A 13,664-nucleotide genomic window follows, 5' to 3' on the forward strand; every position below is an offset into this window, starting at 1 on the left:
CTCTGGCCTGGCTACGGCCCGGTGCGGACCGCGGCGGCCGTACGGGCGGCGGACGGGGTCATGCCGGTGCCTCGGCGGTCGCGAGGCGTTCGATCAGGTCGGCGACCTCCGTGATCGTGTCCCCGGGGGACGCGGCGTCGTCGCTGACGTTCACACCGAAGTCGGAGTGGATGACGAGGAGCAGCTCGACGAGGAACAGGGAGTCCATGTCGAGGTCCTCGAACGTGGTGTCAGGGCCGATCTCCGCACGGTCCACCTCGAACCGGTCGACCAGCAGATCGACCAGCCTGCCGTACATCGCGCTCATGGTGTGTGCTCCTTCCCTCGTGCTCGTGCTCGTGCGTGCTCATGCTCGGGCAGGGTCCAGGTCCGGCCACGTCAGTACGGTCGACCCCCAGGTGAGCCCTCCGCCGAACGCGGTGAGCAGCATCCGCCCGCCCGGCCGCAACAGGCCCTCGGTGTGGGCCTGGTCGAGCGCGAGCGGGATGGAGGCGGCCGCGGTGTTGCCGACCTCGGCGATGTTGCTGACACAGCGGCCCCTGGGGATTCCGAGGTCGTCGGCGACATGGTTGGTGATCCGGAGATTCGCCTGGTGGCTCACCAGATGGTCGACGTCCCGCGCCCGCCAGCCCGCCCGGGCGAGGACCGTACGGGCCGATCCGGCCATCCGCAGTACCGCGTGCCGGAAGACCTCCTTGCCCGACATGGCGAAGTACCGTTCTCCGGCGGCCGGTTCCACCCCCGACAGGCGCTGGCGCGAGCCGCCGGCGGGCACGGTGATCAGGTCCTCGCCCGCTCCGTCGCTCCCCAGATCGAACGGACCGAGAGCACCGGGCTCCGCCGGATCGCCCGAGCGCAGTACGACGGCTCCGGCGCCGTCCCCGAAGATCACGGCCGTGGACCGGTCCCCGGGATCGAGCAGGGTGGAGAACGTCTCCGCGCCGATCACCAGCACACGGTCGGCGACGCCCGCGGCGATGAGCCCCGCCGCGGTGGCCAGCCCGTACACGAACCCGGTGCAGACGGCTGACACGTCGTAGGCGGCCGTTCCCCTCATCCCGAGCCGGGCGGCCACCACGGGGGCGGTCGCCGGACAGGGGCGGTCCGGGGTGGTCGTCGCGACGAGTACCGCGTCCACGGTGGAGACGCCCGCGCTCTTCAGGGCTCTCTCGCCCGCCCCGACGGCCAGATCGGAGGTCGCCGTGCCCCGCTCGGCGAAGTACCGCTGCCCGATCCCGGTGCGCGAGCGGATCCATTCCTCGGAACTGTCCAGTCCGGCGGCCAGTTCGTCGTTCGGGACGGCCCTGGGCGGCAGACAGCTGCCGACTCCCGTCAGTACGGCGGCCCGGTTCACCGGGCACCGTCCTTCGGAATGACTCGTCCAGGGCCGGGGCGGTCGGCGGTGACGTTCCGAGGTGCCGGTCGGTCACGCGGACGTGCAACCACGAGCGCTCCTCGTCTTCCGTACGGCCAGGGGTGATGCCACGGATGGTGTCCGGGCCGAGTCTGGTCCGAGGGGCTGACCGATGGCTGACGAGGCACTGACCGATGACTGACACCACACGCCGTCCGCCGGCATGCGGCACCCCGTCCGCCGGCGCGGGGCGACCGTCAGCGCGCTGTCAGTCATCGGTCAGCGAGCGGTCAGCCCCGGCGCCCACACTCGGTGATGACGAAGAGCGACGACGAAGAGCCAGGACGCGTACGCACGTTTGACCGTGGGCCCGGCTGCCGGGTCCGGGGCGGGCCGCGAAGGGCAGGGCGCATCGCATGAGTGTGATGTACGGCAGGCTGGTCGATCTGCTGGTCGACCGGTTCGAGGTGGACCGTGCGGAGATCGGCCCTGACACCACGTTCGAGGACCTCGACATGGACTCCCTGTTCCTCGTCGAGCTGCTCCTCGTCATCCACTCCGACTTCGGTGTGAACGTCAGCGACGACGCCGCGTCCCCCGGGGACACGATCACGGAGGTCGCCGACCTGATCGAACGCCTCGCGACCGCCGAGGCACCGGCATGACCCCGTCCGGGCCGCCCTCGCGGCCCATCGCGGTGACGGGTGTCGGTCTGGTCACCCCGGCCGGGATCGGCGCCGACGACACCTGGAAGGGCGTGTGCGCCGGCCGGTCCCCGGCGGCCAGGAACCCGGTGCTGGCCGGACTTCCCGTGGACATCTCCTGCACCGTGCCCGGCTTCTCCGCCCGCGAACATGTGGGCCGGCGCAGCTCCCTCGCGCACGACCGCTTCAGCCAGCTCTGCATCACCGCGGCACGTGAGGCGGTCGCCGACGCCGGACTGGACCCCCGGACCTGGGACGGCGTCCGCGTCGGGGTCGTCGTCGGATGCGGCCTCGGGGGAGTGGCGACCTGGGAGACCCAGCACCGGCGGATGCTGGAGAAGGGCCCGGCAGCGGTCTCCGCCCTGCTGATCCCGATGCTCGTGCCCAACATGGCCGCCGGACACGTGGCGATGGACCTGCGCGCCAAGGGGCCGAATCTCGTCACGGCGACGGCCTGCGCCTCCGGTGCCACGGCGATCGGCACGGCCCTGCAACTGCTGCGCGACGGAAGCTGTGACGTGGTCGTCGCCGGCGGCGCCGAGGCCGGGGTCAGCCCCCTGATGGTGACGGGATTCGCGCAGATGGGCGCGCTCTCCAGGAGACTCGACGTGCCCTCCGCCGCGTCCCGCCCCTTCGACGCGGACCGCGACGGGTTCGTCATCGGAGAGGGCAGCGGCATGCTTGTCCTTGAGCGCGAGGCGGACGCGCGGGCCCGCCGGGCGAAGGTCCGGGCCAGGATCGCCGGGTACGGGGCCTCCGCCGACGCCTACCACATGACCGCCCCGGACCCCGAAGGCGCGGGGGTTCTGCGAGCGCTGCGCACGGCCCTGTTGGGAGCGGACATCACACCCCAGGAGGTCGACCACGTCAACGCGCACGGCACCTCCACACCGCTCAACGACGCGGCGGAGGCCAAGGTGCTGCGGAGGCTCCTCGGCGAAGGCCCCGCGGTCACCTCCACCAAGGGGGTGACCGGCCACACCCTGGGAGCCGCCGGCGCGATCGAGGCCGCGCTGACCGTGCTGACCGTCGAGAACAGCCTGATCCCGCCGACCGCCAACCTCGAACGGCAGGACCCCGAGGTCGAGTTGGACATCGTCGCCGGATTGCCCCGAGAACGGAGGGTGGAGGTCGCGGTCAGCAACTCGTTCGGCTTCGGCGGTCAGAACGCGGTCCTGGTCATCACCGCCGCCTGAACCGGCGTACGCGCCGGCACTGGGACGCACCAGCCGCGGATCTCGTCCGAAAAAGCCCCGGCCGCCAGGCCACGACACCGGAAGACTCCATCGGGTGACCACACGAGACCTGATCCTCCAGCGCATAGTAGGCGTCCTCTACGTCATCGCCGGCATCGGCAAGTTCTTCCCGGAGATCGAGTCGGTCGAAGAGCGCCTCAACGGCGCCGCGGACGGCAACGACGGCATCGCGCTCGTCGGTCCCTTCACCGACTGGCTCGCCGGACACCCCACAGGCGTCACCGTGTTCGTCGCCGCGGCGATGGCCGTCAGCGGTGTCGTCCTCATTCTCGACCGGATCCTGGTCGTCGCCGCGCTCTACGGCCAACTGCTCATGCTGGTCTGCCTGGTGGTCATCCTCGTCAGCAGCGTGCCGCAGATCCTCGTGCTCGACGCCGCGTTCTTCGCCGCGGCCATTTACCTCCTCGTGCGGCACCGGCGCACACCGTCCCCGTCCACCACGGCAGGCGCACCTGCCGGTACGGACCACCAGACCTAAGGGCCACGCCATGTCCTTCACCGTTCCGCACAGCGAACTCGCACAGCTCGAAGACCGGGTTCGGACAGCACTCAGGACCACGGACGGCAGTGCCCTCGATGTGCTCGGGTACGGCGAAGTCACCCTGGTACTGAGACTCCGGAGCGCGGCCGGGACGTTCGCGTGCAAGCGCCTGCCGGTGTTCCCCGACCGCGAACGCTTCGAGCGGTACGAGACGGGCCTCGACGCGTATCTGCGAAGACTCGCGGACAGCGGCCTCGACGTCGCGGACACCGAGTTGTGGCACACCACGCTGCCGTCGGGGCGGGTCACGGCCTACTGCGTCCAACGCGAGCTGCCGCCGCACCGGTTGTGCTCCAGACTTCTGCACACCGAGGACGACATCTGGGCCAAGGACTTCTTCTCCCGGTTCCTCGACCAGGTCGACCGTGCCGTGGAGCCCACCCTCGGCCTGGACGCACAGGCCGCCAACTGGGTCGATGTCGGCGGCAAGTTGGTGTACCTCGATGTCACCACCCCGCTCATGCGTGACGCCCGTGGGCGTGAACTTCTGGATGTCCGGCTCTTCTTCAGTTCGCTGCCCTGGGTCCTGCGCGACGCCGTCCGGGTCTCGATGAGCAAGTCGATCTTCGACAAGTTCTACGAGACCCGCGGTGTCCTGCTGGACTTCCTCGGCAACCTGTACAAGGAACGGCTCCACGACCTCGTCCCGGTGTTTCTGGAACAGGCCAACGCCCGCCTGTCCCGGCCGATCACCGCGGAGGAAGTGGCCGCGTACTACCGGGACGACGCCCGGATGTGGGAACTCATCCAGCGTCTGCGTCAGGCCGACCGCTTCTGGCACCACAGGATCAGACGCCGCACCTACCCGTTCCTGCTGCCGCCGCGCGTGGAGCGCTGAAGGCCGGCGATGACGATCCCCTCGCCGCACCGCGTCGCCGCGCGCAGCCTCGACGACAGCCTGGCGCTCGATCCCTCGCGTCCCCTCGCCATCAGCCACGCCCGCGGCCCCCTGACCGTCGCCGTGGTGTCGATCGCCTGGCTGCGCGGACGCGACGACACGGACCGCGCGACGATCGGAGCCCGCCATCTGAGCGACGACGAGAGGGAGCAGGCGGCACAACTGCGGCTGGAAAAACGGCGCCTGGAATGGCTGGCAGGGCGCCTCGCCATCAAGCACAGCGTGTGCGCCTACCAGCAGCGGCACGCCGGCGTATCGGTGCGCCCCCGTGACATCACGGTCGGCGCCGTCGCGGACGGGCTCCGCGCCGGGAAGCCCACCGTCGACGCCCGTGTCGAGGTCGGCCTGTCCCACTCGGTGGACTTCGCCGTCGCCGTCTGCGGGCCGCGTACCGTCGGGATCGACGTCGAGCGCAGCAGCCAGGTGCCACCGCCGCTCGCGGAACTGCTCACGCGGCCTCCGGAGATCGCGGCGGATCCCCGGCTCGGGGGAGTGGGCGCCATGCCGCTGCCCCTGCGGTGGGCCTGCAAGGAGGCGGTCCTCAAGCACTTCGGCTTCGGCCTGCGCGTCGACAGCCGCGAGGTGCGGCTCACCCAGTGGTGGCCCGACGGCCGGTTCGCATGGCGAGCGGGGCCGGAACTGCGCCGTCACGCACCCGCGGCCGACGGTGCCCGTTTCGACAGCTGGGCCCGGGAAGTCGACGGATACGCCCTGGCACTCGTGTGGCAGTAGGGAGACCGGACCGTGACCAGTTCACCCACCTCGACGCCTCGGCAGCCCGCCGCGGAACACCGACCGTCCTTCGAGCACGCTCTGTACGAAGCGGCCGGCATCGCCGCGCTCGGTCCGTCGTCGCACAACTGCCAGCCCTGGGGCGTCGCATGGCCCACCGGTCGCGGCGCGCGCCGGGCGGCGGAACGGCTCGTCGACGAAGCGCACGGCGGCAGCGCCGAGGCTGCCGCCAGGATCTCCGGTGTGACCAGCGCCGATGGAAACGAAACGGACGAGTATGTGATCCTGGCCCTCGACCGGGAGCGTGAGCTGACTTCCCTTCCCGCGCACGCCGTCGAGATGCTGATCAGCTGCGGCGCGTACCTCCAGATCCTGTTGCGCGCCCTGGCCGCCCAGGGATGGTCGACGGACCGCGTCCGATTCGTCGAACCACTCGCCGGCGAACGGAGGAGCGGGACCCGTGACGCGTGCCGCTCGCTCGGTGACACCTGGCCGGTGTCATGGTCACCCCTGTGTGTCGTCCGGCTGCGCCGCACGGACGAGGCTTCCGGTTCTCTCGCCGGGCTCCGCCGCACCGCCCTGGCCCGACGGACCAACCGCGCTCCCTACCGCCCCGACGCGGTCGAACCAGCCGTCCTGGACGGCCTCTGCGCCCCGCCGGCAGGTGCCGCCGAGGGCGCGGACGTCACCGTCCGGCATCTCGTGGCCGACAGCGAACGGGAGGTCTTCGCCGGCTTCGTGGCCCGCCACGGGGGACGCGACTTCAGTCATCGACAGGCTTGGCGCGAAACGTATTCCTTCGTGCGCCGCGACGCGGCCGAGGCCGAGGAGCGTGGCGACGGCTTTCCCCTCAGCCAACTGTTCGGGCCGATGCCGACGCCCCGTCGCCTCGCCCTGCGCGTCGCGCTGGCCCCCACCACGATGAGTGTGCTCCGGTACGCGGGCTACCACCGTCTGCTCGCCCGCCAACTGGCCCGCGTCGTCAGGCAGACGCCGGCCGTCGTCGCCATGGGTTTCGCGGACCCGGCACCCGGCGTCGAAGCCACCGTCCGCGGCGGAGCCCGCCTCGCTGAGTACTGGTCGCGCGCCACGGATGCGGGGCTTGTGCTGCACCCCGTCAGCGTGGTACTTCAGCACGACGACGTACGAACGGAGTTGCAGGACCGGCTGGGACTGCCGGGCCGGACCTTCTTCGTGAGCAGATTGGGGCGCCCTCTCACAGATTTCCCGCGGTCACCACGTCGGACCGGTGCCCGTGCTGTCCGCACGATCTGACACGTTGTCCAAGCTTCTCTTGAAATTCTCCCGAGTGTTGTCAGGCCCATCCACCAATTCCGGACACATAAGGCGTGAGGTTACTCGGGGGTAAAAATTCTCGGACCTCAAAGGGCCGTGAGAGTGTCTCCTTTATGTTACCCTGCATTTTTTGTGCGGCCTCGATCTTGCGAGACCGATAAGCAGCGAAGGTCTCCTGGAACACGCAGGGTCGCGTCAATCTCAGGGGAGGAACGAACCTTGCACTGCTCTCGGCGAACGGGCCTTGATGCCACTCATCGTTTCGCGCGGACGACCTACCCGATCACCGAGCGATGAGCGTCCACCGACGGAGGTCGGGACACCGGGCCGTGCGGGACGACTGGTCGGCCTCTCCGGCATGCGCCGCCCCGGGCGGTGGTGCCGGGCGCGGGATCCGTGTGCTGCTCTGCTGCGAGGGATCGATCGTGGCGGCCGGTATGCGGGCCCTGTTGGATCAGCAGCCGGACATCGTTGTCATCGGTTATGCGAGCGGGACGGACAGCGAAGCCGCCGCCGCCGACTCGACGCCCGATGTGACCGTGGTGGTGGCCCCCGCCCTGACCATGGAGAACGAGCGGGAGCTGGCCGCTCTCGCGGCGCTGACCAAAGTCATCCACATCACCAGGGCCGAGAGCGTCAGCCGCTCGATCGAGGTGCTGCGTCTCGGGGTCCGTGCCGTTCTCGCACCCGACACCTCCGCCGACGAATTGATCCATGTCCTGCGGACGGTCAGCGTGGGCAGCACGATGGTCATCCCCGAGGCGGCCCGCAGGAGCCTCGACCATCTGCCGCGGCGTCAGGCGTCCGCACTCGCCGCGAGCGTCGTCCCCTCGCTGACCCCGCGGGAGACCGAGGTGATCGTCCTCCTCACCCAGGGAAAGTCGAACGCGGAGATAGCGGAGAAGTTATCGATTTCCACGGCGACGGTTCGCTCCCACGTTCACCATTTACTGAGGAAGCTGGGCGTCGGAAGTCGCGCCCAGGCTGTGGCCGTCGCCTACGAGACCGGACTCATGGCAGCCATTGAACGGAATTCAAAAGACTCGGGCCGAAGCTGACGGGCCGAAATTGAACGCCTTTCGACTTCCTACGACGCGTTCGCTATTCGCGCGCGATAACCGTCTCCGATACGGTCGCCCACCGTATCGGACACGACCTCGGCCATCTGGTCGAAGTCGGAGACCAGCTTTCGAAAGGGTGGGCTCAGCATGTCGTGCTCGAAGTCCGCGAGGCTGGACACCTCGATGATTTCGAAGTAGGCGGGGGCGCCGGTGCCGGCGTCCGAGACGGTCCCGGTGCCGGCGTGTTCGTCCACCGTCGGCCCGAGAGAGCGCTGGACGCTGAACGACAGGACACTCGGCAGCTCGGGGCACGCGGCGTAGTCGACGTCCCGTACCCACCTCTCGAAGCGGTCCGGTGCCACACCGTCGAGTAGACGGATACGGTGAACAATGATCGTCATGGTGTACTCCGTTCCGGCCCGGACACGGTGACCGGGCCGATGAGTGGTTGCCGGAGCAATCGGTGTGTCAGCGCCGCCCGGCCCGGCGACGGCTGCCGCTCAGTCCCAGCGCCCGCACGATGTTGTTCTTCTGGATCTCGTTGGTGCCGGAGAAGATCCGTGCGGGAAGCGCGTCACGCAACAGCGTCTCGGCCTCCCCTTCGAGGACGCCGAGCGCACCGCGCACCTGAATCGCGTCGAGCCCCAACTGCACGGCGGCCTCGCTGACGGCCAGCTTCGCCAGCGCGGGTGCCACCTCGTCCTCGGCACCTCGCGAAAGCCCCCACGCGGCCTTGTACAGCAGGAGCCGGGCGGACTCCAGCCGCAGGGTCATATCGACGAGGCGATGGCCCACCGCCTGGAAACTGCCGATGGGCGCGCCGAACTGCTCACGTTCTCCGGCGTAGTTGACCGTCGACTCCAGGACACGCTGCATGGCGCCGAGGTAGGCCGCGAAGAGACAGGTGCGCTCCCACTTCATGGAGGAGGTGAACACACTCGCCCCCGCGCCCCGGGCCCCGAGCACATCGGCCGAAGGCACCACACACCCGTCGAAGCGCACATCGGCTGTCGGAGAGCCTCGCAGGCCGACCTTGGTGTAGGGCGGTCCCACGCTGAGCCCGGGGGTATCCGCCTCGACGACGAACGCCGTCAGACCGAAGAAGCCACGGCCCGGTTCGGTCGCCGCCTGCACGACGAAGACATCGGCGACGGGCGCGTTCGTGGTGAAGGACTTGCTGCCGCGGAGCACATAGTGGTCGCCCCGGAACTCGGCGCGCGTGCGCAGGTTCAGCGCGTCCGAACCCGCCTCGGGTTCGGTGATGGCGTGCGCCGCGATGCGCTCTCCCGAGCAGAGCGCCGGCAGCAGACGCCGCTTCTGCTCCTCCGTACCGAACTCCACGATCGGCATGAGGGACGCGAACAGATGCGCGGCGACGGAGAAGGCGAAGCCGGTGTCGGAGGAGCCGTATCCGAGGGCCTCCATGACCGCTGACCCGGCGACCGCGTCCAGGCCACTGCCCCCGTAAGCCGCGGGGACGACGCCACCGACCACGCCCTGTTTGCCGGCGAGCAGCCAGCGCCTGCGGAACTCGTCGGCGTCGAAGGCCGCGCCGGTCTCCTCGCCCCGGCCGGTCAGCTCGCGGCGGGCGAACGCCACGATCATGGCGCGCATCTCCTCCACGTCCGGGTCGAACTCGAAGTTCATCGTGATCCGTCCGTGTGCTCGGTGTTCTCGATGTGCCCCATGCGCTCCTCGTGTTCTTCGACGAGTACGTGATAGTTGATGCCGCCCGTGCCGAACGAGCTGACCGCGGCGCGCCTCGGCTGCCCGGACCGCGCGACCCATGGCGCGGGCTCGGTCGGGACCACGGCGGGAACGGCGGCCAGATCGAGCGCCGGATTGAGGGTGTGCAGGTTGGTGTTGGGCGGCAGGGTCCGCGCCCGCATCGCCAGCAGCGTGCGCAGGAGTCCGGCGCTGCCCGCGGCGGCGAAGGTGTGGCCGTAGAACGACTTCGCCGACCCGATCTCCAGCGGACGTGCCCGCGGCGCCCTGCCGTAGACCTTCGCGATCGCCGCGATCTCCACCCGGTCCCCCACCTTGGTGCCGGTGCCGTGCGCCTCCAGGTAGTCGACCGCCGAGGGGTCGAAGTCGACCTGGGCGAAGGCCCGTTCCATCGCGCGTGCCTGCCCTCCGGCATCGGGCGCGATCAGCGACTTGGCGTCGTTGGACGCTCCGACGCCCCGCACGAGACCGAGGATGTCGTCGCCGTCGCGCAGCGCGTCACCGTAGCGCTTGAGCAGGAACAGACCGCAGCCGTCGCCCGGAGTGAAGCCGTCGGCGCCCGCGTCGAACGGTGCGTTCCCGCTGTGCGACAGCAGGCCGAGGGCGGAGCAGAGGACCATGTCCCGGGCGTTGCACGCCAGCTCGACGCCGCCGGCGATCGCGAAGTCGACGGTCCTGGCGCGGAGCGCGCCGACTGCCATGTCGATCGCCGCGAGGGAGGAGGCGCAGGCCGCCTCCACGGCGAGGGGGACCGCGTCGAGCCCGTACTCGTTGGCGAGGAGAGCGGCGATCCCGCTGGCCAGGCAGCCGTCGAGCAGATCCGGCGGTACGGGCCCGTCCACGGGGCCCACGTGCTCGCGCAGGGAGGTGAGGAGCGACTTCCTCTGGAGCGGGGACAGGCCGTCGAGGGCGTCGAGACGAGTGACCGTGTCCTCCAGATCCCGCAGGGAGGACTCGGCGTTCATACGGCGTTCGCGGGTCAGGCCCAGGCTGCTGCCGACGGCGACCAGTCCGCGACCGTTCGTCGCGCCCCCGCCGTACGTCCGTGTGCCGGTCGTGTGCGGCTGCGGACCGCGCCCGGCGAGGAGCTGGGCGGCGACAGCGAGGGCCAGACGCTGCGCGCCGTCCATGGAGGCGTGGCGCGAGGGAGCGATCCGCAGACCGGGGGGCGGATCGGTCGGTGGCGTCGTATGACCGCCCTGGTCGGTGTAGCTGTGGGTGAGGCTCAGGGCGCCGGGGGCGTAGTACAGGTCCCGGTCGAGGGCGGTCTCCGGCACCGGACCGATCCGGCTGACGCCCGAGCGGATGGCCTGCCAGAAGCTCTCCGCGTCGGGCGAGTCCGCGAACCACCCCGCCAGTCCCACCACCGCGATCGGCTCGGTGTCCGGCGCCGTGTTCCCGACCGCGTACCGCGGCGCCGGTCCGTCCCCCGGCAGCCGGGTCAGCCGTACGGCCCCGGCGGCCGGCGCCCGGCGGCGCGGGGCCGTCCCGTCGTGCTCTTCGAGTACGAGGTGGCAGAGCGTTCCGGTGAGGGAGGCACCGTGCACGGTCGCACGACGCGGCTGTCCCCCGTCGCCCGGCGGCCACGGTTCGCCCGCGCCGGCCAGCCGCAGCGGTGTGCCGGAGCGGGCGAACTCCGCCGCGCCGTCCGGTTCCCGCTGGGGCGGGATCCTGCGGTGGCGCAGCGCGAGCGCGACCTTGCTGACAGCGGCGACTCCCGCGTTGGCGAAGGTGTGTCCGAGCCGGTCCTTCACACTTCCGACGGCCACCGATCCGGCGGCGGCGCCCTCGTGGAGCGCGGCGAGCGCCGCCAGCTCCGCCCGGACCTCCCGGGCGACACCGGAGCCGACGCACTCCACGTACTGGATCGTCTCCGCGCGCACCGCCGCCGCACTCAGTGAGCCGGCGGCCGTCGAGTGGCGGAGTCCCACGGAGAGCGAAGAGGCGAAGGGGCCCGGACGGGGGTCGTGACGCAGCGAGCAGTCGAGGATCGTGGCGTAGATCCGGTCGCCGTCGCGTACAGCGGTGGACAGGCGCTTCAGCAGCAGCGATCCGACGCCCTCGCCGAGCACGAAGCCGGAACCGTCCGCCGCGAAGGGACGGCTCGCGGGGGAGATGAGCCCCTTGGCGTCGAGGGCCCTGGTGAACAGCGGGCTCTCACGGCGCTGGCCGGCGACGACAAGCACCGCGTCCGACAGACCGCCGCGGAGATGGTGCACGGCCTGGGCGACACCCGCGTACGAGGTCGCGTCCGTGGACTCCATCGCCAGGGTCCTGCCGCGGAACTTGAAGGCTGTCGCGATACGCGCCGGGATCGTGCTCGCCATCTCACCGACCCGGTCGTGCGGGGAGCCGGTGAGGCGCCGGGCCAGGAGCAGCCGCAGTTCCTCGGCGGCCCGCCGCGCGCTGTCGGAGCCGGCGCCCGCGGAGAGGGCCGCGCGCTCGACCTCCCGGACATAGCGACTCGCCTCGACGCGCAGCGCGTTGGCGTGCTGGCGGTCCAGACCGAAGCATGTGCCGGTGATGACATCCGTTCGCTCAACGGGCAGAACGCGCTCGGGGTGCCCCGCGTCCGCCAGACACTGCCGGGCGGCCTCAAGCATGAGGATCTGCATGCGGGCCATGGAACGTGCCTGGGCCGGGGGAATTCCAAAACGCGCGACGTCCACTTTTATGTCATCGAGGCCCCGGGCGGCACGGGAGGCCGCCGTGACGGGAAATTCGTCATTCACCAATTGCCAGTACTCTTCGGGTCCTTGCACACCCGGGTACAGAGCGGCGATACCCACGATGGCCACGGGCTCCTGAGTAATGGTGTGCTCCCCTCGCCCCAATACCGAATCGGACCGCATAACAGGTGGAGACTCCCGCTGGTTGGCGTCGGCTGACACGTCGGAAATTCCAGGAAGGTGCGGTCCCGCGCGTCAGTTTCCGGCAGCCGCGGGCTCCCGCCGGCCTGGCATGACCGCGGACGGGAGTGTCAGTGACGGGTCCTGGGCGAGGATCTCCGTGTGACGGCGCTGGAGCAGCGCGCCCGGCCGGATACCCAGCTCCTCGTCCAGCCGCCTCCTGGCCCACTGGAACAGCACCAGGGCCTCACCCTGCCGACCGGTCCGGTACAGAGCCAGCATGAGCAGCTCACAGAACCGCTCGCGCAGCGGGTACCGGGCGACGAGCTGACGGAGCTCCGCGATCGCGCCCGCGTCATCCCCCACCGCCAGATAGGCGCTGACCAGGTTCTCCCAGGCCGTGAGCCGGCGCTCGTCGAGAAGGGCGGCCGCGCCGCGGGCGCGCAGCCCGTCACCGGCGTCGAGCAACGCGGGCCCCTGCCAGAGTCCGAGCGCCTGTTGCAGCAGCTCCAGCGCGCGTTCCGGACGGACGGACAACTCGGCGGCCCCTCGCGCGGCCAGATCGAGAAACCGATTGCTGTCGACGCGCTCGGGCGGCACTTCGAGAAGGTATCCGTTGTGTACGGCCCGCAGGACGGAGGCTCCCTGACTCTGGTGAGCGGAGCCGACGATCACCTTGCGCAGCCGCGTCGCATGCGCCTGCAGGGCGTTTCGGGTGTTGCCCACCATGTGCCCGGACCACAGTTCGTCCGTCAGGTCCTCATTCGATACGGCTCGGCCGGCCTCCAGCGCGAGAAGAGCGAGAAATGCCCGTACCTTGTTGGCGCGTATGGTGTGATGCTCGCCGTTCGCACTTATCGACACAGGGCCCAGAATATTGATCTGCAAGCTCTTCCCCCGTTGTGTGCTGCGTTATGGCGAGGTAGGCGTGAAAACGCACGCCGTCGGGAAAGCGCGGCCGGCGTTTCTGCGGTGCAGTATTTCAGTACTGCCGGCGCATGTCATCGGTCAGCCGGTCGATTTCCCCCCTCCATGGACGGTCGAGTTCAGAGGTGTGGTCGTCTCAGCCTTGCGTTGAGAACGGCACGGACGGGAGTCAACGAAAGGTGGACTCCAGGGGGAGTGCGGAGGGGCGCCACCTCCACCCTTTGGACGACCGCCGGCGGGGCCGGGCGGATGTCCGGCCCCACGGGCATGTCCGCGTCCGTGCCGCCGGTACGCGGAGCGGGGCCGGGGCTGCGCTCCGAA

13 protein-coding genes are annotated in these 13,664 nt (G+C 70.3%); 7 read left to right on the forward strand and 6 right to left on the reverse strand.

Annotated features, from left to right (window positions below):
• Positions 1-58 precede the first annotated feature (58 nt).
• Positions 59-307 carry an acyl carrier protein gene (locus DVK44_RS30985; RefSeq protein ID WP_114663939.1) on the reverse strand — a complete coding sequence of 83 codons (249 nt, stop codon included), beginning with the start codon at positions 305-307 and terminating at the stop codon, positions 59-61.
• A 39-nt stretch (positions 308-346) separates the two neighbouring features.
• Positions 347-1,354: a beta-ketoacyl-ACP synthase III gene (locus tag DVK44_RS30990; protein ID WP_114663940.1), complete on the reverse strand. Its 1,008-nt coding sequence runs from the start codon at positions 1,352-1,354 to the stop codon at positions 347-349.
• Positions 1,355-1,770: 416 nt separating this feature from the next.
• Here DVK44_RS30990 and DVK44_RS30995 point away from each other — a divergent pair, with 416 nt between their 5' ends.
• The 7 genes from DVK44_RS30995 to DVK44_RS31025 all read left to right on the forward strand — a co-directional run bounded on the left by DVK44_RS30995 (position 1,771) and on the right by DVK44_RS31025 (position 7,839).
• The gene (locus DVK44_RS30995) at positions 1,771-2,019 is read left to right on the forward strand and encodes an acyl carrier protein (RefSeq protein ID WP_114663941.1); all 249 of its coding nucleotides are present in this window, start codon (positions 1,771-1,773) and stop codon (positions 2,017-2,019) included.
• Positions 2,016-3,254 (forward strand): beta-ketoacyl-[acyl-carrier-protein] synthase family protein, encoded by a 1,239-nt coding sequence (locus DVK44_RS31000; protein ID WP_114663942.1) that lies wholly within the window; start codon positions 2,016-2,018, stop codon positions 3,252-3,254. The genes DVK44_RS30995 and DVK44_RS31000 overlap by 4 nt, the downstream gene beginning before the upstream one ends.
• 94 nt (positions 3,255-3,348) lie before the next feature.
• Positions 3,349-3,792 (forward strand): DUF6041 domain-containing protein, encoded by a 444-nt coding sequence (locus DVK44_RS31005; RefSeq protein ID WP_114663943.1) that lies wholly within the window; start codon positions 3,349-3,351, stop codon positions 3,790-3,792.
• A 10-nt stretch (positions 3,793-3,802) separates the two neighbouring features.
• On the forward strand, positions 3,803-4,693 hold the full coding sequence (locus DVK44_RS31010) for a DUF6206 family protein (RefSeq protein WP_114663944.1): 891 nt from the start codon (positions 3,803-3,805) through the stop codon (positions 4,691-4,693).
• Between the two features lie 9 nt (positions 4,694-4,702).
• Positions 4,703-5,485, forward strand: coding sequence for a 4'-phosphopantetheinyl transferase family protein (locus DVK44_RS31015; protein ID WP_114663945.1), 783 nt, complete (start codon positions 4,703-4,705; stop codon positions 5,483-5,485).
• A 12-nt stretch (positions 5,486-5,497) separates the two neighbouring features.
• Positions 5,498-6,760: a RedV protein gene (locus DVK44_RS31020; protein WP_162794132.1), complete on the forward strand. Its 1,263-nt coding sequence runs from the start codon at positions 5,498-5,500 to the stop codon at positions 6,758-6,760.
• Between the two features lie 314 nt (positions 6,761-7,074).
• Positions 7,075-7,839: a response regulator transcription factor gene (locus DVK44_RS31025; protein ID WP_228447439.1), complete on the forward strand. Its 765-nt coding sequence runs from the start codon at positions 7,075-7,077 to the stop codon at positions 7,837-7,839.
• Positions 7,840-7,868: 29 nt separating this feature from the next.
• Here the strand turns inward: DVK44_RS31025 and DVK44_RS31030 are convergent, their stop codons facing one another.
• The 4 genes from DVK44_RS31030 to DVK44_RS31045 all read right to left on the reverse strand — a co-directional run bounded on the left by DVK44_RS31030 (position 7,869) and on the right by DVK44_RS31045 (position 13,280).
• A complete protein-coding gene (locus DVK44_RS31030; RefSeq protein WP_114663946.1) occupies positions 7,869-8,243 on the reverse strand; it encodes a RedY protein in 375 nt (124 codons plus the stop codon).
• Positions 8,244-8,310: 67 nt separating this feature from the next.
• On the reverse strand, positions 8,311-9,489 hold the full coding sequence (gene redW / locus DVK44_RS31035) for an L-prolyl-[peptidyl-carrier protein] dehydrogenase (RefSeq protein WP_114663947.1): 1,179 nt from the start codon (positions 9,487-9,489) through the stop codon (positions 8,311-8,313).
• Positions 9,486-12,419 carry a beta-ketoacyl [acyl carrier protein] synthase domain-containing protein gene (locus DVK44_RS31040; protein WP_114663948.1) on the reverse strand — a complete coding sequence of 978 codons (2,934 nt, stop codon included), beginning with the start codon at positions 12,417-12,419 and terminating at the stop codon, positions 9,486-9,488. Before DVK44_RS31040 ends, redW begins: the two co-directional genes overlap by 4 nt.
• Before the next feature lie 72 nt (positions 12,420-12,491).
• On the reverse strand, positions 12,492-13,280 hold the full coding sequence (locus DVK44_RS31045; RefSeq protein WP_228447440.1) for an AfsR/SARP family transcriptional regulator: 789 nt from the start codon (positions 13,278-13,280) through the stop codon (positions 12,492-12,494).
• Positions 13,281-13,664 lie beyond the last annotated feature (384 nt).

Origin of the sequence: Streptomyces paludis, from assembly GCF_003344965.1 — a bacterium.
Taxonomy (GTDB): domain Bacteria; phylum Actinomycetota; class Actinomycetes; order Streptomycetales; family Streptomycetaceae; genus Streptomyces; species Streptomyces paludis.

Excerpts from the sequence above, each read along its gene's own strand:
- DVK44_RS30985 (WP_114663939.1), bottom strand. The coding sequence starts at position 307 with ATGAGCGCGATGTACGGCAGGCTGGTCGATCTGCTGGTCGACCGGTTC.
- DVK44_RS30995 (WP_114663941.1), top strand. The coding sequence starts at position 1,771 with ATGAGTGTGATGTACGGCAGGCTGGTCGATCTGCTGGTCGACCGGTTC.
- DVK44_RS31000 (WP_114663942.1), top strand. The coding sequence starts at position 2,016 with ATGACCCCGTCCGGGCCGCCCTCGCGGCCCATCGCGGTGACGGGTGTC.
- DVK44_RS31010 (WP_114663944.1), top strand. The coding sequence starts at position 3,803 with ATGTCCTTCACCGTTCCGCACAGCGAACTCGCACAGCTCGAAGACCGG.
- DVK44_RS31015 (WP_114663945.1), top strand. The coding sequence starts at position 4,703 with ATGACGATCCCCTCGCCGCACCGCGTCGCCGCGCGCAGCCTCGACGAC.
- DVK44_RS31025 (WP_228447439.1), top strand. The coding sequence starts at position 7,075 with ATGAGCGTCCACCGACGGAGGTCGGGACACCGGGCCGTGCGGGACGAC.
- DVK44_RS31030 (WP_114663946.1), bottom strand. The coding sequence starts at position 8,243 with ATGACGATCATTGTTCACCGTATCCGTCTACTCGACGGTGTGGCACCG.
- redW (WP_114663947.1), bottom strand. The coding sequence starts at position 9,489 with ATGAACTTCGAGTTCGACCCGGACGTGGAGGAGATGCGCGCCATGATC.
- DVK44_RS31040 (WP_114663948.1), bottom strand. The coding sequence starts at position 12,419 with ATGCGGTCCGATTCGGTATTGGGGCGAGGGGAGCACACCATTACTCAG.